At 61.8% G+C, this 20,305-nt stretch carries 20 protein-coding genes and 1 tRNA gene; 9 read left to right on the plus strand and 12 right to left on the minus strand.

Annotated features, from left to right (window positions below; translation table 11 throughout):
- Positions 1-164 precede the first annotated feature (164 nt).
- Positions 165-241 (minus strand) — tRNA-Arg (locus ACSQ26_RS26115).
- Between the two features lie 239 nt (positions 242-480).
- Here ACSQ26_RS26115 and ACSQ26_RS26120 point away from each other — a divergent pair.
- Complete coding sequence (locus ACSQ26_RS26120; protein WP_436007067.1) at positions 481-717, plus strand: hypothetical protein; 237 nt, start codon at positions 481-483, stop codon at positions 715-717.
- Positions 718-905: 188 nt separating this feature from the next.
- Here the strand turns inward: ACSQ26_RS26120 and ACSQ26_RS26125 are convergent, their stop codons facing one another.
- The 4 genes from ACSQ26_RS26125 to ACSQ26_RS26140 form a co-directional block, all read right to left on the minus strand.
- Positions 906-2,729 carry an ABC-F family ATP-binding cassette domain-containing protein gene (locus ACSQ26_RS26125; RefSeq protein WP_436014120.1) on the minus strand — a complete coding sequence of 608 codons (1,824 nt, stop codon included), beginning with the start codon at positions 2,727-2,729 and terminating at the stop codon, positions 906-908.
- Positions 2,730-2,731: 2 nt separating this feature from the next.
- Complete coding sequence (locus ACSQ26_RS26130) at positions 2,732-3,376, minus strand: thiamine diphosphokinase (protein ID WP_436014122.1); 645 nt, start codon at positions 3,374-3,376, stop codon at positions 2,732-2,734.
- A 60-nt stretch (positions 3,377-3,436) separates the two neighbouring features.
- On the minus strand, positions 3,437-3,823 hold the full coding sequence (locus ACSQ26_RS26135) for a DUF2794 domain-containing protein (protein WP_258158971.1): 387 nt from the start codon (positions 3,821-3,823) through the stop codon (positions 3,437-3,439).
- A 128-nt stretch (positions 3,824-3,951) separates the two neighbouring features.
- Entirely contained in the window at positions 3,952-4,704 is a 753-nt protein-coding gene (locus tag ACSQ26_RS26140; protein ID WP_436014124.1) for a DUF1223 domain-containing protein, read from the minus strand.
- 309 nt (positions 4,705-5,013) lie between these two features.
- Here ACSQ26_RS26140 and ACSQ26_RS26145 point away from each other — a divergent pair, with 309 nt between their 5' ends.
- Together ACSQ26_RS26145 and ACSQ26_RS26150 are read left to right on the plus strand one after the other, a co-directional pair.
- On the plus strand, positions 5,014-5,469 hold the full coding sequence (locus ACSQ26_RS26145) for an Lrp/AsnC family transcriptional regulator (protein ID WP_258158969.1): 456 nt from the start codon (positions 5,014-5,016) through the stop codon (positions 5,467-5,469).
- Between the two features lie 173 nt (positions 5,470-5,642).
- Positions 5,643-6,614, plus strand: a complete 972-nt coding sequence (locus ACSQ26_RS26150; protein ID WP_436014127.1) for a calcium-binding protein — start codon at positions 5,643-5,645, stop codon at positions 6,612-6,614.
- Here the strand turns inward: ACSQ26_RS26150 and ACSQ26_RS26155 are convergent, their stop codons facing one another.
- The gene (locus ACSQ26_RS26155; RefSeq protein ID WP_436014129.1) at positions 6,615-7,610 is read right to left on the minus strand and encodes an MDR family oxidoreductase; all 996 of its coding nucleotides are present in this window, start codon (positions 7,608-7,610) and stop codon (positions 6,615-6,617) included.
- Between the two features lie 204 nt (positions 7,611-7,814).
- Between ACSQ26_RS26155 and ispG the strand changes: the two genes are divergently transcribed.
- Complete coding sequence (gene ispG, locus ACSQ26_RS26160) at positions 7,815-9,068, plus strand: flavodoxin-dependent (E)-4-hydroxy-3-methylbut-2-enyl-diphosphate synthase (protein WP_436014131.1); 1,254 nt, start codon at positions 7,815-7,817, stop codon at positions 9,066-9,068.
- A 253-nt stretch (positions 9,069-9,321) separates the two neighbouring features.
- Here the strand turns inward: ispG and ACSQ26_RS26165 are convergent, their stop codons facing one another.
- The 3 genes from ACSQ26_RS26165 to acnA all read right to left on the minus strand — a co-directional run bounded on the left by ACSQ26_RS26165 (position 9,322) and on the right by acnA (position 14,079).
- A complete protein-coding gene (locus ACSQ26_RS26165; protein WP_436014133.1) occupies positions 9,322-9,960 on the minus strand; it encodes a LysE family translocator in 639 nt (212 codons plus the stop codon).
- A gap of 237 nt (positions 9,961-10,197) precedes the next feature.
- Positions 10,198-11,109 (minus strand): IS110 family transposase, encoded by a 912-nt coding sequence (locus ACSQ26_RS26170; RefSeq protein ID WP_436013913.1) that lies wholly within the window; start codon positions 11,107-11,109, stop codon positions 10,198-10,200.
- A gap of 279 nt (positions 11,110-11,388) precedes the next feature.
- Entirely contained in the window at positions 11,389-14,079 is a 2,691-nt protein-coding gene (gene acnA / locus ACSQ26_RS26175) for an aconitate hydratase AcnA (RefSeq protein WP_436014135.1), read from the minus strand.
- A gap of 269 nt (positions 14,080-14,348) precedes the next feature.
- Between acnA and ccmA the strand changes: the two genes are divergently transcribed.
- The 5 genes from ccmA to ACSQ26_RS26200 all read left to right on the plus strand — a co-directional run bounded on the left by ccmA (position 14,349) and on the right by ACSQ26_RS26200 (position 17,483).
- The gene (gene ccmA / locus ACSQ26_RS26180) at positions 14,349-14,990 is read left to right on the plus strand and encodes a heme ABC exporter ATP-binding protein CcmA (protein ID WP_436014137.1); all 642 of its coding nucleotides are present in this window, start codon (positions 14,349-14,351) and stop codon (positions 14,988-14,990) included.
- Positions 14,991-15,216: 226 nt separating this feature from the next.
- A complete protein-coding gene (gene ccmB / locus ACSQ26_RS26185; RefSeq protein ID WP_436014139.1) occupies positions 15,217-15,876 on the plus strand; it encodes a heme exporter protein CcmB in 660 nt (219 codons plus the stop codon).
- Positions 15,877-15,946: 70 nt separating this feature from the next.
- Positions 15,947-16,708 (plus strand): heme ABC transporter permease, encoded by a 762-nt coding sequence (locus tag ACSQ26_RS26190; RefSeq protein WP_436014141.1) that lies wholly within the window; start codon positions 15,947-15,949, stop codon positions 16,706-16,708.
- Entirely contained in the window at positions 16,705-16,884 is a 180-nt protein-coding gene (gene ccmD, locus ACSQ26_RS26195; RefSeq protein WP_436014143.1) for a heme exporter protein CcmD, read from the plus strand. Before ACSQ26_RS26190 ends, ccmD begins: the two co-directional genes overlap by 4 nt.
- Positions 16,881-17,483 (plus strand): DsbE family thiol:disulfide interchange protein, encoded by a 603-nt coding sequence (locus ACSQ26_RS26200; protein ID WP_436014145.1) that lies wholly within the window; start codon positions 16,881-16,883, stop codon positions 17,481-17,483. The genes ccmD and ACSQ26_RS26200 overlap by 4 nt, the downstream gene beginning before the upstream one ends.
- On the opposite strand, the gene ACSQ26_RS26205 is transcribed toward ACSQ26_RS26200, so the two are convergent.
- Genes ACSQ26_RS26205 through ftsY form a run of 3 tightly spaced genes read right to left on the minus strand, consistent with a single transcriptional unit; the run spans position 17,484 to position 20,292 of the window.
- Positions 17,484-18,077 carry a DUF2585 domain-containing protein gene (locus tag ACSQ26_RS26205; RefSeq protein ID WP_436014147.1) on the minus strand — a complete coding sequence of 198 codons (594 nt, stop codon included), beginning with the start codon at positions 18,075-18,077 and terminating at the stop codon, positions 17,484-17,486.
- Positions 18,074-18,706 (minus strand): septation protein A, encoded by a 633-nt coding sequence (locus ACSQ26_RS26210; protein ID WP_436014149.1) that lies wholly within the window; start codon positions 18,704-18,706, stop codon positions 18,074-18,076. Before ACSQ26_RS26210 ends, ACSQ26_RS26205 begins: the two co-directional genes overlap by 4 nt.
- A 59-nt stretch (positions 18,707-18,765) precedes the next feature.
- Complete coding sequence (gene ftsY, locus ACSQ26_RS26215) at positions 18,766-20,292, minus strand: signal recognition particle-docking protein FtsY (RefSeq protein ID WP_436014151.1); 1,527 nt, start codon at positions 20,290-20,292, stop codon at positions 18,766-18,768.
- Between the last annotated feature and the right edge of the window lie 13 nt (positions 20,293-20,305).

Below are 20,305 nucleotides of genomic sequence, written 5' to 3' on the forward strand. Positions count from 1 at the left end.
ACGCTTTCACCGGTTACCTCCATCGCGCAACCAGTCCTCTTACTGCCCGGCACCAGAGCAGAATTCGGCATCTACAGCAAAACATGTCGCATGAAGCCGCCGCTGTCATCCTGAAATCTTGGGCAAGCCTGTTGCGACAGGGATCAATCGGTCACTGATTGGAATGGCGATCCCGACAGGATTCGAACCTGTGACCCCCAGATTAGGAATCTGGTGCTCTATCCTGCTGAGCTACGGGACCATCCACGCCACTCAATACAAAAGAAGCAGCGCTTCGCCAAGGGGCTTGAGCGAAATGGCGTCGATTTGCGTCGTGCGCTTCATATTGCGCGGAATTTGCGGCGCCTGTTCCCACGGAAACAGCGGCATCGGTCGGGATGTGGGAAAACAGCGTCAACGGATGAGAGACATCATTCACAAAGAAACGAAGAAGACTGCACCCAGCACTTCAACCCAACAGAACCCACAAGGACAAACATCATGAAAAAGTTCATCATCGGCGGCCTCGCTGCCCTCGTCGCCACCGTCTCGCTCGCCGCCACGGCTGAAGCCGGCTGGCGTCATCGTCACCACGGCTGGCACAACCGCCATCATTGGGGCGTGGTCGTCGTATCCCCCCGCTACCACGATTATGACGACTATTGCTTCGTCAAGAAGATCAAGCGCTACGACGATTGGGGCAATGTCTACATCAAGAAGGTCCGCATCTGCGATTGATCTTCCGGCCTGATCCGATGACATCGGTGCCTGAGGTTCTCCTCCCGCCCAGGCACCGAACACCGGCCGCCCGATCCCCTGCCACACGGCGGCCCGATGTCAGACGATCAACGACGACTGATCCCCTCCCCACGGCAAGCCCGGTGTCCTCCAGCACCGGGTTTGTCGTTTTCAGCGGGTGTGCCGCTTCAGCCTTCGAGTTCCTCGCGGAGCATTTCGAGTTCCAGCCACTCTTCTTCCATGCGGGCGATTTCGGCGCGCGCGGCTTCCGTCAGCTTGGCAGCCTTGGCGAACCCATCCGGGTCTTTGCCGAAGAAGGCCGGGTCGGCCATTCTTGCTTCGAGCTTCGCGACTTCTGCTTCCTTCTCCGCCATCTTTTTCGGCAGGCTCTCGATGGCGAATTTCTGCTTGTAGGAGAGCTTGGCCTTCCCCTTGGCCGGCTCGTCGGACGACACGTTCGAAGTGGCCGCAGGGCGCCTGTCGCGCTCTTCCCGCTTGCGTTCGGCCTGTGCGTCGCGGCGCTGGGCGAGCATGTCGGTATAGCCGCCGGCATATTCGATCCAGCGGCCATCCGGATTTTCCGGATCCGCCGGCGCGATCGTCGAGGTCACCGTGCGGTCGAGGAAGTCGCGGTCATGGCTGACCAGGATCGCGGTGCCGGCATAGCTGGAGACGATCTCCTGCAGCAGATCGAGCGTCTCGATGTCGAGATCGTTTGTCGGTTCGTCGAGGATCAGCAGGTTCGAGGGCCGGGCAAGATTGCGCGCCAGGATCAGCCGCGCCCGCTCGCCACCCGAGAGATTGCGGATCGGCGTGCGCGCCTGTTCGGGCTGGAACAGAAAATCCTTCATATAGCCGGTGACATGCTTGGCGACGCCGTTGACCAGCAGGTTGTCGCCCCTTCCATCGGTCAGGAAATGGGCGAGCGTGTCGTCTAGATTGAGGTCCTCGCGCTTCTGGTCGAGCGTTGCCATTTCGAGATTGGTGCCGAGCTTCACGGTTCCTGAATCCGGTGCGAGCTGGCCGGTCAGCATCTTGAGCAGCGTCGTCTTGCCCGCGCCGTTGGGGCCGACGAGGCCGATCCGGTCGCCGCGATGGACCCGCAGCGAGAAAGGCGACACGATCACGCGGTCGCCATAGGACTTGGCGATCTTCTCCGCCTCGATGACCAGCTTGCCGGAATCGCGGGCTTCCGCCACCGTCGCTTGGGCGGAACCGAGCGCGCCGCGATGGGTGCGGTGCTCCTGGCGCAGATCCTGCAACTGGCCGAGGCGGCGCATATTGCGCTTACGGCGCGCGGTGACGCCATAGCGCAGCCAGTGTTCCTCGCGCTCGATCTGTTTGCCGAGCTTGTGCTGTTCGAGTTCTTCCTCTTCCAGCACCTTGTCGCGCCAGGCTTCGAAATGGCCGAAACCGCGATCGAGGCGCCTGGACGTGCCGCGATCGAGCCAGACCGTCGCCGTCGAGACTTTTTCGAGGAAGCGCCGGTCATGCGAGATGAGGATCAGGGCGCTCCTGGTCTTCTGCAACTCGCCTTCCAGCCATTCGATGGTCGGCAGGTCGAGATGGTTGGTCGGCTCGTCGAGCAGGAGGATATCCGGCTCCGGCGCCATGACCTTGGCAAGTGCCGCCCGCCGCATCTCGCCACCGGACAGGCTCGACGGATGCTCATGACCTGTTAGTCCGAGATGCTCAAGCAGGTAGGTGACGCGATAGGGATCGTCGGACGGGCCGAGCCCGGCGGCGGCATAGGCCTCGACTGTCTCGAAACCCTCGAAATCCGGCGCCTGGTTGAGATAGCGCACGGTCGCCGAGGGATGCCGGAACACCTCGCCGCTCTGGGGTTCGGCCAATCCCGCCGCGATCTTCATCAGCGTCGATTTGCCCGAGCCGTTGCGGCCGACGAGGCAGATGCGCTCACCCGGCTCAAGCTGCAGGCTGGCGCCGGAAAGCAGCGGCGTGCCGCCGAAATTCAGATGGATGTCGTCGAGTTTCAGGATCGGCGGTGCCAATATCATACTCCGGAAAAATCATGCGGGCGCGCCAGGACCAGCGCGCGGCCGGCGCGGAGGCTGAACGAGACAGCGCCTTCCGCGACATTGGAAATGGTGCGCGACGAGCCGAAAGGCAAATGGAAGTCATCGAGCGGATAGCGTGCATTGCGGATTGTCAGCCCGTCGAGCGCATCGAGCCCGAGCACGGAAAACAGGCTGGCTTTGGGCAGGTCGAGCAGCATCGATCCCGGCCAGAACGGATAGCCTTCCTCGTCGCCCGATGTCAGCAGCACTGCTATGCCGGCAGCCGTCAGCGCCATGGCATGGACGAGATGCGCCCATGCATGATCGGCACGCTCGCCGCCCAGCGCGCCAATGAGAACGACACGGGTTGCACCACGTTCGAGCGCGGTCTGAACCGCAAGTTCGCCATCGGTCAGCGACTTCTCCGAGGGATATTCGAGCCGTGGCACTTCGGCATATTCGACAGCGAGTTCCTCCGTCGAGGAATCGAAATCACCGACCCAGAGTTCGGGCAGCAATCCCAGGGGTCCCGCATGCCTGATTCCACTGTCGGCCGCGATCGTGCGGACGCCTTCGAGCTGCGTCAGAAGCCGAGGATTGACCGAAACCGGCCCGCCGAGAAGGATTGCGAATGTCGTCATGCCCGCGCTTTACGCGACGGCTGCCTGAAGGTCAATTTGGGAGAGGTTGGAAGGAGTGGCTCAGTCCTGGAGCTTCTGGACCTTGTCGAAGAATTTCATGACCTGGGCGAGGTCGTGGCCGCGCTTGAGAATGCGGCCCTGGGTGTTGACGACGGAGAAGGCACCTTGTTTTGCAGCGAATTTGGGATTCTTCTCGATCTGGTAGGCCGGCAGGTCACCCGACCGCTTGAAGACGGAAAACACCGCCTTCTCCTTGAAATGATCGATGGCGTAGTCGCGCCATTCGCTCTCTCCGACCATGCGGCCATAGACCCGGAGAATCTGGTTGAGTTCAAGGCGGTGGAACGTCACCGGCATCGGGTCGCGGGCGTCGCGGTATTCCCTCAGGTCGATAACAATCCGGCCTCTGCGTTCGGCCGATCCTGTGTGCTCGCCGTGATCCGACATTTGACCCCATTCGCGCAATCTGCCCGTCACCCGCAGGGCGCAGGATGACGAATTGGTGACAGTTTGCCTGAAGAAGACCGAATTGCAAGACTGTTTTGCAGGAGACGCTATCGAAGCTGCAAGCGGACTTAGAGCGAAGCAGCGCCTAGAATGCGGCCGGGATTGCCGTTGGCATCATGCGATTGCAGGAGAATCGCGCAGCCGTCGAAGCCGCGCTTGGCGAGAAGTGCGGCCGGCAGCTTGATGGTCAGGGCCTTGCCGTCCCACATGCCGACCGTCTCGAGCTTGGTCACGGCATTGCGGTAGGTGATCTTCTTGCCTTCGTTCTCGCCGGTCTTGATTTCGACCACCGTGCGCTTCCTGTAATAGGCGATGATCACGTCAGCATTGCCGGCGCCGTCGCCGATACTGATCGTCATTTCGGCCGGTGACAGGCTGGCGGTGACCGGCACGCTCAGGCGCTCGCCGCCTTGATCGAGGCTTGCAAGCCGTGCCCGTATCTTGCCGGCGTCGGATACTTTCGCGTCGTGCAGGCCGTTGAGAATAATCTGTGGCGTGAATACATTGCGAATCCCAAGCGTCTTGGCATAACCATATTGACGCTCGGTATTCTCCTTGGCGCTTAGCGTATCTTCCCAGCCGAGATAGTTCCAATAGTCGACGTGGTAGGTGATCGTGACGACGTCATCGCTTTCCGCAAGCGCCTCGATGGCCCGATCCGCCTTGGGACAGTTGGAACAACCTTGCGATGTAAAGAGTTCTACAATGCCGACGGGCGCGGAACGGCTGATCTCCTCGGCGGATGCGGTCCCCAAAACAAGGGTCGTCGCTGCCAATGCCGGCAGCACGATCGATATGAAAAGGGTTACGATGCGCAACATTTCCCGCTTTCTCGCCAGACAGATGCACGTGCCCAGCACGGGTCCTCCCGCTGCATCCGGGTTGCTTATAGAACAAACAGACCTCACACATAAATCAAAATAGATTGATTGTGGCTTGCAGCAGGTCACGAAAACTTGTCCTCGTGCCGGAAAACGGAATGCAGGATCGCGGCGCCCGGTGGTTGACATAGTTCAGGCGTGCATAGAGGTTTTCGGTCGTGTGTATAAACTTGACCAATATCAGTCTTTCGGCCCGGCCGCTTTGCCATTAAGGTCCGTAGAAATGATTTGCAAATTCGGGATCATGTCATGAGCATATTGGACGAAACTGATCGCAGTCTTCTGGCTTTGCTTCAAAAAAACGACAGACTATCGCTCGCCGAAATCGGGCAGGAGCTGAAGCTCGCGCCATCGACGGTCAACGACCGGATCAAGCGGCTGATACGCAACGAGATCATTTCGGGCTTCCATGCGGCGGTCAATCCGGAGAAGGTCGGGCTCGACCTGCTCGCCTTCGTCTTCGTCGGCTGGAACGAACCGGAAGTGGAAGCCGCCTTCCTCAAGAAGGTCGCCGCCAGCGGCGCGGTGCTCGAATGCCATCACGTGACGGGCGCCTGGAACTACCTGCTCAAGGTCCGGCTGAAAAACACGCGCGAGCTCGAACGGTTCCTGGCACAGGAGCTCAAGGGTATCGAAGGCCTGATGCGCACCGAAACCCTGATCGTGCTCTCTTCGGCCAAGGAAGTCTCCATGCTCGAAGTTTGAGCCCGACAAACTTTTTTCGAGAAAAATGCATAATCTGCCGAATAATCCGAATAGCCCGCCCGTCTTGTCTTTAGCCACCATTCCATCGCACCTGTTCCCCGCGTAACCGCGCCAGGCGGTGATTGCTGCGACAACGTCTCCATCGCAACACATTCCCACCGATGGAGAGGGACATGGCTAGGATCATCAGAGGTACCAACGGCAACGACCGGATCAATCAGAATGGCCGGTTCGACCTGGAAATTTATGGCCTCGGCGGCAACGATACGATCGTTCTCGACCGTGACGACGACCTGGGTGGCGACAATTTCGTCGATGCCGGCACGGGCAACGACACGGTCTTCAATGCATTCGAAGGCGGCAATCGCATCCTGCTCGGCAAGGGCAACGACATCTATATCGGTACCGGCTTCTCTTCGCTGGGCGGCTTCGACATCGTCGAAGGCCGTGGCGGCAACGACCAGTTCTTCCTGACCACACTGAAAAGCGCCTATCTCGGCGGTGGCGGCAAGGACATTTTCAACAGCGAAGGCTGGGAGAACGGCTTCGACGGCGGCGCCGGCAGCGACACGATCTCCTACCAGTTCCGCCACGAGAGCACCGTCATTGGCGACACCGGCGTGATCATCGATCTCGCCGCGGGCCTTGTGCAGACCGGTGCATCGCGCACCGAGCAGATCATCTCGATCGAGAATGCCGTCGGCTCCAGAAACGCCGACATCATTGGCGGCACCGACGATGACAATACGCTGATGGGTCTGGCCGGCACCGACACGATCTTCGGCTTCGGCGGAGATGACGTGATCGTCGGCGGCGCCGGTTTCGACGCCATGCTCGGAGATACCGGAAGCGATGTCTTCGTGTTCCAGGCCGTGACCGACAGCCTCGCCGGATTCAGGGACAAGATCGGCGATTTCACCCGCGCCGAGGGCGACCGCATCGATCTCTCCGCTATCGACGCCATCACCGGCGGTGGCGATCAGGCCTTCACCTTCCAGGGCATCGCTTCGTTCACAGGCCAGGCCGGTGAGTTGCGCTTCGCAAGCGGCGTGTTGAGCGCCGACGTCAACGGTGACGGCCAAGCCGATTTCGCGGTGAGTGTCGACGGGTTGACGTCGATGACTGCCACCGACTTCGTGCTCTGATCAGCGGTTCGGATCGACCACGACACGCCCCTTCACTCCGCCCTCGAGAATCTTCTTCCCGAGGGCGGGCATGTCTTGAAGACCGTGTTCGGAGATCATCCTCTCGAGCCTGTCCATCGGGAGATCGCTGACGAGGCGGTTCCATGCCTCAAGGCGCTGCTGAAAAGGCTTCATCACCGAGTCGATGCCGAGCAGGTTGACGCCGCGCAGCAGGAACGGAATGACGGTGAAGGAGGGCACCGCCGCCCCGCCCGCAAGCCCGATCGAGGCGACCGAGCCATTATACTTCATCTGTTTCAGGACGCGGCCCAGCATCTCTCCGCCCACGGCATCCACCGCTGCCGCCCAACGTTCCGATTCGAGCGGCTTGCTGCTCGCCTCCGCCAGCTCGCTGCGAGCGACAATCGTTTCAGCGCCGAGTTCCTTCAGATAGTCCCCCGCCTCGGGCCGCCCCGTAACGGCCGCGACGCGATAGCCAAGTTTCGCCAGGATCGCCACGGCAACCGACCCCACGCCGCCGGCCGCACCCGTCACCAGCACCTCGCCCTTGTCAGGCGTCAATCCCGCCTTTTCCAGCGCGATGACAGCGAGCATGGAGGTGAGGCCCGCTGTGCCGATCGCCATGGCATTGCGCGTCGAGATCGCTTCCGGCAGCCTGACCAGCCAGTCGGCATTGACCCGCGCTCGTGTCGCATAGCCGCCCCAACGCACCTCGCCGACGCGCCAGCCGGTCAGCACCACACAGTCGCCTGGCACATAGAGCGGATCGGAGGACTCTTCCACCACGCCCGAGAAATCCACGCCCGGCACATGCGGATAGGTGCGGACCAGCCCGCCCTGGCCATGCATGCAGAGCCCGTCCTTGTAATTGAGCGTGGAATACTCGACCCGGACCGTGACATTGCCTTCCGGCAGCCTGCTGTCATCGAGTTCATGTACCGATTGCGTGATCGTGCCGTCATCGGCCTTCTCCACCAGCAGCGCCCTGAACGTCATGTCAGCCTCCCGAAAACTCTCTTTGTCGGGAGCATAGGCATCGGCCTCGTCTGCCGCAATCCGACGATCGTTCCATCCCGACTGCGCGAAAATAGCGCGGGCCTGCGACCTCGCCGGTAAACTGATCGTCATCAATTTGCCGCAGGATTGACTTTCACCTCTGCCCTTGCCACTTGAGGCCTGTCAGACACTAGAGATTTTCCGATGTCCGCCTTTGCCGAATTCGCACCCAAGCCGCGCCGTGCCTCCATCGCCGTCGATGTCGGCGGCGTGATCGTCGGCGGCGGCGCGCCGGTTGTCGTGCAATCGATGACCAATACCGACACGGCCGATATCGACGGCACAGTCAAGCAGGTCGCGGAACTCTTCAAGGCCGGCTCCGAAATCGTCCGCATCACCGTCGACCGCGACGAGAGTGCCGCCGCCGTGCCGAAAATCCGCGAGCGCCTGCTCCGCCTCGGCCTGGATGTGCCGCTGGTCGGTGATTTCCATTATATCGGCCACAAGCTGCTTGCCGACCATCCGGCCTGCGCTGAGGCGCTGGCGAAATACCGCATCAATCCCGGCAATGTCGGCTTCAAGGACAAGAAGGACAAGCAATTCGCCGATATCGTCGAAATGGCGATCCGCTACGACAAGCCCGTACGCATCGGCGTCAACTGGGGCTCGCTCGACCAGGAACTGCTGACCAGCCTGATGGACAAGAACGCCGCCGAAGGCTCGCCGATGTCGGCCCGCGACGTGACCCGCGAGGCGATCGTGCAATCCGCTCTGCTCTCCGCCGAGCTCGCCGAGGAAATCGGCCTGCCGCGCAACCGCATCATCCTGTCTGCGAAAGTGTCCAACGTGCAGGACCTGATCGCCTGCTACTCGGCCCTCTCCGAGCGTTCCAACCACGCGCTGCATCTCGGCCTCACCGAGGCCGGCATGGGCTCCAAGGGCATCGTCGCCTCATCGGCCGCCATGGGCTACGTGCTGCAACAGGGCATCGGCGACACCATCCGCGTCTCGCTGACGCCCGAGCCGAACGGTGACCGCACCCGCGAAGTCATCGTCGCGCAGGAACTGCTGCAGGTCATGGGCTTCCGCCAGTTCCTCCCCGTCGTCGCCGCCTGTCCCGGCTGCGGCCGCACCACCTCCACAGTCTTCCAGGAACTCGCCCAGAACATCGAGCGCGACCTGCGCAAGAACATGCCGGTCTGGCGCGAAAAATATCCCGGCGTCGAAGCGCTCAACGTCGCCGTCATGGGCTGCATCGTCAACGGCCCGGGCGAGAGCAAGCACGCCGATATCGGCATCTCGCTGCCCGGCACGGGCGAAACCCCGGCCGCGCCTGTTTTCATCGATGGTAAGAAAGCGCTGACCCTGCGCGGGCCGAAGATCGCCGAGGATTTCGAGGCGCTGGTGGTGGATTACATCGAGAAGCGGTTTGGCGGGAAGACTGAGGCAGCTGAGTAGTTGTCGTCGAGCGGTCGAGCGCTTCTTAAAGTCGCTATCACCCCTCACCAACTTCGGCCAAGGGTTCACTACGTTCACCCGGCCTTCGTATCCTCTCCCGCAAGGGGAGAGGTTAGGCTGCCACGCCCTCGACCTTCATTTGAGGCAAGGCGGTGCCGCGGGTTTACCTCTCCCCTTGCGGGAGAGGATAGCAAGCCTGCATGAGACGCAGTCGAATGCCTAGGCGCGCTTGGTGAGGGGTAAGACCCGACCCTCAAATCCGAGCCGTCAGCAACTTCACGCCCGCCGCCGCGAAGAACACACCGACAAACGCATCGATGTACCGCCGCGCATGGGTATATCCCCGCCGCACCGGCCCGGTGGAAAACAGGATCGCGAGCCCGATGAAGGTCGTCGAGCCGATCACCAGGCACCCGACGATGAAGACCGCGAAGATCGAGGCCGGCGCGCCGGGCGGCAGGCCGAGCGACAGCAGCGCGAGCCAGGAGAGAATGGCCTTCGGGTTCGTCAGGTGCAGCATCAGCCCCTTGAAATAGAGCTGACGGCGCGTCAGTTCCTTGTTGGCGAGAGCCGCCAGATGCACCTCATCAGCCGTCATCGCCGAGCGAAACGACTTCCAGGCGAGCCACAGCAGGTAAAGCCCACCGACGATCTTGAGTAAGGTCAGGATGCCGGCATAGGCCGTCAGGATCGCAGCCAGCCCTGCCGATGTCAGGCAGGCCCAGATGAAGGAGCCTGTATAGACGCCGAGCGCCAGCGACACGCCCGCCGCGCGACCCGAGGTCATCGACGTCGCCGCCAGCGCCAGCGTCGCCGGGCCGGGGCTCACCACTGCGATGAAATAGGCCGTCCAGGCGACGGCGAGATAGGGCAGGTATTCATGGATCGGCATGGCGGCCTCGCGGGGGGTTGATGGGGCGAGGATAGCGCAGCGTTTCATAAGGAAAAGCGATATTTGTTGAAGCCTGCATCAGCGGAGGCGATGGGTGCAACGGTTTGCCACGGAGGCCAAACCCACTCACGACGTCATGCTCGGCCTTGTGCCGAGCATCTGGTGAGCGTGCTTTTTGGCAGCGACGAACCACCCGTCTCAGGCTCACCAGATCCTAGGGACAAGCAACCGTGGTTTTCAGGGTGCGAAAGCTGGATCGGTCCTTGCGATGGCGTTGAGGATTGTGATGAGCTTGCGGATGGTGGCGACCATGGCGAGTTTGAAGGGTTTTCCGTTCTGTCTGAGGCGTTTGTAGAAGCCACCGAGGACTGGGTCGGCTGCCTTGATGGCGCTCAAGACCGCCATGTAGGCAATATCGCGCAGATGTTTACGACCGCCCGAACACCGTCCCGGCCGGTTGGCTTTTCCTGATTGGCGTGCATGCGGTGCGACGCCGAGAAGAGCGGCGACGGTCTTACCCGAGACCTGGCCTAGTTCCGGCAGGTCGGCGAGCAGCGTGGTGGCGAGCACTGGTCCGACACCGCTGACCGCCGGATTGTCGGCGACAAGCGCATGCACCGCGTCCTTGATGCGCACGATCGCTCGCTCGATCGCGGCGAGGCGCTCTTCGATCAAGCTGAGCACCAGGGGTTCGGTCTCGGTATCGCACTGGCTGAGCAACCCACTGCGCTCGGCGACCAGCCGCCGCCTGTGGCCGAGCAGCGCCCCAAGGCTGCCAAGCGCCGGATCCCGACGGTAGGGTGCAAGCGCCTGATGGGCGGTCGCGAGATAGCGGGCAATCACGGCGGCATCGATCGCATCGGTCTTGGCGAGCTGTCCGATCGAGCGGGCAAAGCCGCGCACGCGCGATGGCTGCAGGATACGGACATCGATGCCCGCGGCATGGAGCGCGTCGGCAAGCGGCCGTTCATAGCCACCCGATGCCTCAAGACCGACGACAGATGCCCCCAGAACACGCAGGCGTGCGATGAGATCACTGAAATGCTCTGAAATATTGGCGAGCACCAGGACGTGACCCGCAGGATGGATGTGGACATCGAGGCGGGCTTTGGAAACGTCGATGCCGACAAAGGAAAGTTCAGATATCATGGCCTTGCTCCCAGGCTTGTGGTGCGGGCGAAAGCCCGATCAACCGTTCGGGGTCTAAGGGAGCAGGCAGGGCCAAGCTTGTCCTCGGCTATTCAAAGCCAGCCCAAGTGAACGGCCTCCTGCCTGCACCGGCCGGAGGTTCAGTCCGGCCGGTGCATCAAGTTAAACACACTTCGTCCACACAAGCCCGAGGATGACGGCGGAGGGGTTTGCTAGCCCGAAGAAAAAGCCGCCGGAATTTCTCCCGGCGGCCCATAACGTCGTCTCTCGCCTACCCGCTTACGCCGCCAAATCCCTCAGCACCTGCTGCAAAATCCCGCCATTGTGGAAGTAGTCGATCTCGTCGAGCGTATCGATGCGGCAGATGATCGGGATGTCCCTCACCGTGCCGTCGCCATAGGTGACGTGCGCGACCGTCTTCTGGCGCGGCTTGATCGTGGCAAGGCCCTCGATGGTGACGATCTCGTCGCCCTTGAGGCCGAGCGAGGCCCAGCCGGAGCCATCCTCGAAGACGAAGGGCACGACGCCCATGCCGACGAGGTTGGAGCGGTGGATGCGCTCGAAGGACTGGGCGATGACGGCGCGGACGCCGAGCAGGTTGGTACCCTTGGCTGCCCAGTCGCGCGACGAGCCGTTGCCGTATTCGACGCCGGCGAAGATCACCAGCGGCACGCCTTCTTCCTTGTACATCATCGCTGCGTCGTAGATCGACATCTCCTCCTTGGTGGGATAGTGGATCGTGAAGCCGCCTTCCCTGCCGTTCGGGCCGAGCATGTGGTTGCGGATGCGGATATTGGCGAACGTGCCGCGCATCATCACTTCATGATTGCCACGGCGCGTGCCGTATTGGTTGAAGTCGGCCACCGAGACGCCGTGGTTGATCAGGTAGCTGCCGGCGGGCGAGGCTGCCTTGATCGACCCCGCGGGCGAGATATGGTCGGTGGTGATCTTGTCGCCGAAGAGACCCAGCACGCGGGCACCCTTGATGTCGGTGACGCCGATCGCCGCCTGCTTCATGCCGACGAAATAGGGCGGGTTCTGCACATAGGTCGATTCGTCGTCCCAGGCATAGGTCTTGCCTTCGGGGATCTTGACCTCCTGCCAGTTGACGTCGCCCTTGAACACATCGGCATATTTCGATGCGTAGAGTTCGCGCGTCACATATTTCATGATGAATTCCTGGATCTCCTTCGAGGACGGCCAAATGTCCTTGAGGAAAACAGGGTTGCCCTGCTGGTCGTTGCCGATCGGCTCCTCGGTGAGGTCGATCTGCACCGAACCGGCGAGAGCGTAAGCCACGACCAGCGGCGGCGAGGCGAGGTAGTTCGCCTGCACATCCGGCGAGACGCGGCCTTCGAAATTGCGGTTGCCGGAGAGCACGCCGGCGGCGATCAGGCCCTTGTCGTTGATGGTCTTCGAGATAGGCGCCGGCAGCGGGCCGGAATTGCCGATGCAGGTGGTGCAGCCGAAGCCGACGAGGTTGAAGCCGAGCTTGTCGAGATCGTCCTGCAGGCCCGATCGGCCGAGATATTCGGCGACGACCTGGCTTCCGGGTGCCAGCGAAGTCTTGACCCAGGGCTTGGATGTCAGGCCCTTGGCGACCGCGTTGCGGGCGAGCAGGCCGGCCGCGATCAGCACAGAGGGGTTGGACGTGTTGGTGCATGACGTGATGGCGGCAATCGCGACATCGCCGTGACCGAGATCGTAATCGGTGCCTTCGACCGGATAGCGGACGTTGAGCTGATCCGGCTTCTTGTAATCGGTTTCGAGAGCGGCTTCGAAACCCGAGGCAATGCCTTCGAGCGGGATGCGGCCTTCCGGACGCTTCGGACCGGCCATCGAAGGGACGACGCTGCCGAGATCGAGTTCCAGCGTATCGGTGAAGACAATGTCGGCGCCTTCCGAATCGCGCCACATGCCCTGCAGCTTGGAATAGTCCTCGACCAGCTTTATGCGGTCGGTCTCGCGGCCGGACATGGTCAGGTAGTTGATGGTTTCGCCATCGACCGGGAAGAAGCCGCAGGTCGCGCCATATTCCGGGCCCATATTGCCGATCGTCGCACGGTCGGCGAGCGACATGGAATCAAGCCCGGGACCGAAGAATTCGACGAATTTGGACACCACGCCCTTCTTGCGCAGCATCTGCACGACGGTGAGAACCACATCCGTTGCGGTCACGCCTTCCTTGGCCGCACCCGTCAGCTTGAAGCCGATGACTTCAGGCAGCAGCATGGAAACAGGCTGGCCGAGCATGGCGGCCTCAGCCTCGATGCCGCCGACGCCCCAGCCGAGCACGCCGAGGCCGTTGATCATGGTCGTGTGTGAATCGGTGCCGACGCAGGTATCGGGATAGGCGGTCGTGATGCCGTCCTCGTCCCTCGTCCAGACGGTCTGGCCGAGATATTCGAGATTGACCTGATGACAGATGCCGGTGCCGGGGGGCACGACGCGGAAATTCTCGAATGCCTGCTGGCCCCATTTCAGGAAGCGGTAGCGCTCGCCGTTGCGCTCGTATTCAAGCTCGACGTTGCGGGCAAGCGCGGTCGGCGTGCCGAATTCGTCGACAATGACCGAATGGTCGATGACGAGATCGACGGGCACCAGCGGGTTGATCTTCTCGGGGTCGCCACCGAGCGAAACCATGGCATCGCGCATCGCGGCGAGGTCGACGACGGCGGGAACGCCGGTGAAATCCTGCATCAGCACGCGGGCGGGACGATAGGCGATTTCATATTCGGTGAGGCCGCGATTGGTAAGCCATGCTGCGACCGCTTCGATGTCTTCCTTGGTGACCGAACGGCCATCCTCGTTGCGGAGCAGGTTTTCGAGCAGCACCTTCATCGAAAACGGAAGTTTCGAAATGCCGGCGAGGCCGTTCGCTTCTGCCTTGGGGAGACTGTAATAAACAAATTCCTTGCCGTTCACGGTGAGCGTGCTGCGGCAATTGAAACTGTCATGGGATTTGGACATGAAATGAACCCGTTTCGTCTGATCAGCTTTGAACTGACGTGCGAACGCCCGGCGCCATCAGGCGCTTGTTGGGATGCGGGTGCAGCCATTTCCGCTGTCCGCACGTAGAATTGCCCCCGCAATTCCAAGTTCGGCGCTAGGATGATAATCACACCGGCTGCTGGCGTGGTTGCTGTTGATATAGATAATTTCTAAACAAGGTGCCATACAAACTTAGGTCCAATTGATAATTTTTTTGCGTTGCGGCGTGAGCCGGGTCGGAGGCGGATTTGACTGTATTGACGGTGAGCGATCTCGCGGCGCGGCGCGGCGAAGACCTCATCTTTTCCGGCATCTCGTTTACGCTTCGAGCGGGTGAGGCGCTGGTCGTCACAGGGCGGAATGGTTCGGGTAAATCGACGCTGATCCGGGTCATCGCGGGGCTGCTGGCGAGCGAGACTGGACGCGTGTCTGTCTCGGTCGATGGCGCGATGATCCCCCGTGCCGCCGAGGCCTGCCACTATCTCGGCCATCGCAATGCGATGAAGCGCGAGATGACGGTCGAGGAGAACCTTGTCTTCTGGAAACGCTTCATGGGCGATTTCACCGGCGGCAGTGGCGTGGAACCGGAGGAAGCCGCCACCCAACTGGGCCTCGCCGAACTGCTGCATCTGCCCTTCGGCTACCTCTCCGCCGGCCAGCAACGACGCATGGCGATGGCGAAGCTGTTGTGTGCCTGGCGGCCGGTCTGGCTGCTCGACGAGCCGACGGCGGCGGTCGATGTGCAGTCGGAGGAATTGTTTGCCGGGTTAATGCGCGGGCATCTGGCGAGAGGCGGGATCATCATCGCGGCGACGCATCAGGAATTGGGGATCGAGGGCGCGAAAGGGCTGGAGATGAAGGGGTTTGAGTATCACGAGGCGTTTGCATGAATCGCTGCCTTTTAAAGACCCCGCCCCAAACCCCTCCCCACAGGGGGGAGGGGCTTAACCTACCGCGCCGTCTCGCCCTACTCGATGTCGAGCAAGGTGCGCTGCTTTCGATGCAAAATGCGTGGACGGGAGCTTGGGGCAAGGCGGGTGCTACGAATTGGCCCCTCCCCCTTGTGGGGAGGGGTTTCGGGGCGGGGTCTTTCCCAAAGCACGAAGGCGGCCTGTCATGACCGCCCTCTTCCTCCGCGACATCAAGCTCGGCATCCGCGCCGGCGGCGGCATGCTGACGGGCATCCTGTTCTTCATGATCATCGTCACCGTCATCCCCTTCGGCGTCGGCCCCGATCTCAACCTGCTCTCCCGCATCGGCCCCGCCATCTTGTGGATCGGCGCGCTGCTCGCCTCGCTCCTCGGCCTCGACCGCCTGTTCCAGGCCGAGCGTGACGATGGTTCGCTCGACCTGTTGATGATGCAGGAAACGCCGCTGACACTCATCGTCTTCGTGAAATGCCTGGCGCATTGGGTCGCGGGCGTCCTGCCGCTGGTTATCGCCGCGCCGCTGCTCAGCCTGTTCATGAACATGAACGAGGTCGCCATCGGCGCGCTGGTGCTGACCCTTCTCGCCGGCTCGCCCGCCATCACCTTCATCGGCGCGGCGGGTGCGGCGGTCGCCGTATCCCTGCCGCGCGGCGGATTGATCGTCTCGATCCTCGTCCTGCCGCTGACCATTCCCGTGCTGATCTTCGGCGTCTCTGCTGTCTATGCGGCTGTCGAGGACCCGGCCCCATTCCTGCCGCCATTCCTCGCTCTCTTGGCGCTCAGCCTGTTCTTCGCCGTGATCGGACCTTTTGCCGCAAGCCTGGCGCTGCGCGCATCGTCGGAATGACCTGATTGTGAGCGGTGCGCCTGACCCAGATCAATTGCGAGCCGCTGGTAAACAGGCTATGGAAACGCCAATGACCGAAACCGCTGCAACCCAGTCCAAGCTGACCTCGCTCGCCAACCCGACGCGATTCATCGCGATTGCAAGCGCCATCCTGCCGTGGCTGGCGGTGCTGACCGCGATCCTGTTCGTCATCGGCATCTATCTCAGCTTCACCACCGAGGGTGATTACCAGCAGGGCGAGACGGTCCGTATCATGTATATCCACGTGCCCTCCGCCTGGCTCGCGATGATGTGTTACACCATCATGGCCATCGCCGCGCTCGGCACGCTGGTCTGGCGCCATCCGCTCGCCGATGTCGCCGCGAAATCCGCCGCACCCCTGGGTGCCGCCTTCACCTTCCTCGCGCTGGTCACCGGCTCGCTCTGGGGCAAGCCGATGTGGGGCACATGGTGGGTGTGGGATGCGCGGCTGACCTCGGTCTTCGTGCTGTTCCTGATGTATCTCGGCCTCATCGCCTTTAACCGCGCCATGGACGATCCGGGCCGCGCCGCCCGCGTCAGCGCCATCATGATCCTAGTCGGCTTCGTCAACATCCCTGTTATCAAGTTCTCGGTCGAATGGTGGAACACGCTGCATCAGCCGGCTAGCGTCATGCGGCTCGATGGCCCGAGCATCGATCCGGAATTCCTCTGGCCGCTGCTGGTAATGGCAGTCGCGTTTACGCTGCTGTTCTTCACGCTGCACCTGATGGCGATCCGCAGCGAGATCTGGCGGCGCCGGATTTCCGTCATGCGGCGGCATGCGGCACGCAGCGCCCAGGCAGGTCAATGATGCCGATCGACCATAGCTTTTATGTCTACTCCGCCTGGGGCATCGCGATCCTCGTCCTGCTCGCGGTCACCAGCTACACCTGGATCGAAAGCCTCAGCCTGAGGCGAGAACTCAAGCGCCTCGAAGCCCAGGGCATCCGCCGCCGCTCGTCCGAACCCTCAGGAGACGCGACGTGACGGACGCCACGCCGACGCCGCCGAATAAATCCCGCCGCCTGTTCATCGCCTTCCTGCCGCTGGCGATTTTCGGCGCATTGGTCGCGGTGTTTCTCTTCCAGTTGATGTCGGGCAGGGACAATTCCGTCATTCCCTCGGCCCTAATCGGCAAACCCGCGCCTGTGCTGGCGCTCTCGCCGCTCGAAGGCGCCATCCGAGGCGGCCAGCCTGTGCCGGCGCTGGATACGGCTGCGGTCAGGGGCAAGCTGACGCTGGTCAATGTCTGGGCGTCCTGGTGCATCCCCTGCCGGCAGGAACACCCGATCATCCTTGGCCTATCCCAGGATCCACGCATCAACGTCGTCGGCATCAACTACAAGGATAAAAACGACAACGCGCTCGCCTTCCTCGGCGAACTCGGCAACCCTTTTCGCGCCATCGGCGTCGATCCCAAGGGGACGGCGGCCATCGACTGGGGCGTCTACGGCATCCCCGAATCCTTCCTGGTCAGCCCGGAAGGCGTCATCCTCTACAAGCATGTCGGGCCATTTACCGATGACAGCGTGAAGAACCAACTGCTGCCGAAGATCGAGGAAGCCCTGAATAGGGCGCGGAGTTGATTAAACCCCGCCCTGCCAGGCCTTGATTGCATCCACCGGCCAGACCAGCATGATGACATTCAGCGTGAGATTGTCGCGGATCATGTAGCCGGTGTAGAATTCCGCGCCGACCGCCAAGGCCACCGTTACCCAGACCGGCAGGCGCCAGGCGAGGAGGAAGCCGAGCGCCATGAAGGTCGTATCCATCGCCGAATTGAGGATCGAATCGCCGTAATAGTTGAGCGCGATCGTCGCCGTGCGGTAGCGGTCGATGATGATGGGTGAATTTTCCAGGATCTCCCACGCCGCCTCGATTAGCGCCGCGAATCCGAGCCGAAGCGCGACCGGCCGGTGGCGAAACAGCAGCCAGCCCAGGCCATAGAAGAGGAAGCCGTGGATGATATGGCTCGGCGTATACCAGTCGCTGAGGTGCTGGGAATTGCCCGATGTGTTGACGCCGCCTTCCCAGAGCTTGACGTAGCCGCAGGCGCAGATCCACAGCCGGTCCATCATATGCTGGGTGGTGATCTGGATCGCCAGTATGACCAGAAACACCAGCAGCGCCGCCCAGAGGCCGCGATTGTCCTCCGACTGGGGAACGGCGGTAGCCGTCACTCCTTGACCTCGACGGAATGCTTCATGATCAGCGGCATCTGGCTGAGCGTGAAGAGAATGGTGATCGGCATCGTGCCCCACACCTTGAAGGTCACCCAGGCATCGGTGGAGAAATTCCGCCACACGACTTCGTTGAGAATCGCGAGGAAGATGAAGAACAGGCCCCATCTCAGGGTAAGCTTGTTCCAGCCTTCCTGGTCGAGCTGGAAGGCCGAATTGAAGACATAGCCGAGCAGCGAACGGCCGAACAACAGCCCGCCGAGCAGCACCCCGCCGAACAGCGTGTTGATGATCGTGGGCTTCATCTTGATGAACATCTCGTTCTGCAGCCAGATCGACAACCCGCCAAAGGCGAGCACCACGACGCCTGACACCAGAGGCATCAATGGCAGCTTGCCGACAATGATCTTGGACGCCACCAGCGAGATGATGGTCGCCGCCATGAAAAGTCCGGTGGCGATGAACAGCGGTCCGCCAAGTTCCGCGAGTGCGGGGAACCATTTGGCAAGGCGCTCGCCATAGGAATTGCCGAGGAAGAACACCAGCAGCGGCCCGAGCTCCAGCACCAGCTTCAGGCCGGCATTTTCCTTATGGGCTTCCGGCAGCCGGGTTTCGCTTTCTTCAGCCATCTTGTCTTCCATAGGGTTCACGGTTTCCGATTAGTCCCAACAGGGACGAATGGGAAGGATTATTTGTTCTGGATTCCGGCGATCGCCTCGGCGAAATCCTTGGCGTTGAACGGCTCGAGATCATCGACGCCCTCGCCGACGCCGATGAAGCAGATCGGCAGTTTGTGCTTGGCGGAGATCGCGACGAGGATGCCGCCGCGCGCCGTGCCGTCGAGCTTGGTCATGATCAGCCCCGAGACGCCGGCGACATTGCGGAAAATCTCGACCTGGTTGAGTGCATTCTGGCCGGTGGTCGCATCGAGCGTCTGAAGCACGGTATGCGGCGCATCCGGGTCGAGCCGGCCGAGCACGCGGACGATCTTTTCGAGTTCCGCCATCAGTTCGGTCTTGTTGTGCAGTCGTCCGGCGGTGTCGATGATCAGCACGTCATGGCCGGATTGCTTGGCTTTTTCATAGGCCTCATAGGCTAGCCCTGCGGCATCGGCACCGAGCTTGGTCGAGACGATGTCGGCGCCGGTGCGATCGGCCCAGATGTGCAACTGCTCGATCGCCGCGGCGCGGAACGTATCGCCTGCCGCCAGCATGACCTTCAGCCCGCCGCGCGAAAGTTTTGCCGCAAGCTTGCCGATCGTCGTGGTCTTGCCGGTGCCATTGACGCCGACGACGAGGATGACATGCGGCTTGTGATTGAGATCGAGTTCCAGGGGCTTGGCGACCGGCGCCAGAACCTTGGTGATCTCCGCCGCCATGATCTTCGAGACGTCCTCGCCACTCACGTCCTTGCCATAGCGCTCGGAGGCCAGCGTATCGGTGATCCTGAGCGCCGTCTCGACGCCGAGATCGGCCTGGATCAACAGGTCCTCGAGTTCCTGCAGCGTGTCGTCATCCAGCTTGCGCTTGGTGAACAGCGAGGTGATCTGTGACGTCAGCTGCGCCGAGGTGCGCGACAACCCCTGGCGCAGGCGCTCGATCCAGGTCAGCCGCTTCTCGGGTTCGACCGGAACGGATTCCACGCGGTCGGCGGCGGATGCGAAACCCTGTGGCAGGATCGGTGGAGTGCGGTGTTCCTCGATCGGTGCCGGCTCTGGCTCTGGTGTTGGTTCTGGTTCCGGCGCAATCTCTTCGACAGGTTCCTGGATTTCCGGTTCGGCAACTTCAAGGACCGGTTCTGCAGCGAAAGCCGCTTCTGTCGGCGTCTCGGGTTCGGCGGCAATCTCCGGCTCGGCTTCGACAAGAGGTTCAGCAGCAAATTCTTCCGCTACGGGCTCCGTAACCGGGACTTCCTCAACCGCTTCCTGAAACTCGGCGATCGACGCGGCCTGGGCCTCGAGTTCCGCTTCGATCTCGTCGCTTTCCTCCTCCACGGGAAGCGGCGCGAGTTCCGGCTCTTCCGGCCGCAGCACATGGCTGGTCTCGGAGGCGATGCGGGTCAGTTCATCGGTGAGTTCGGGCACCGTGGTGGAATGGACTGGCACTTCTTCCGGCGCAATGACGGGCTCGATAGGCCGAACCTGCTCCACGGCTTCAGGAGCGGGTTTTTCATCCCTGCCGAAGGAGAAGATTTTCTTGATGAAGCCTAATGCCATGCATTCATTCCAT

The organism is Rhizobium sp. LjRoot254 (genome assembly GCF_964254105.1).
GTDB lineage: Bacteria > Pseudomonadota > Alphaproteobacteria > Rhizobiales > Rhizobiaceae > Rhizobium_E.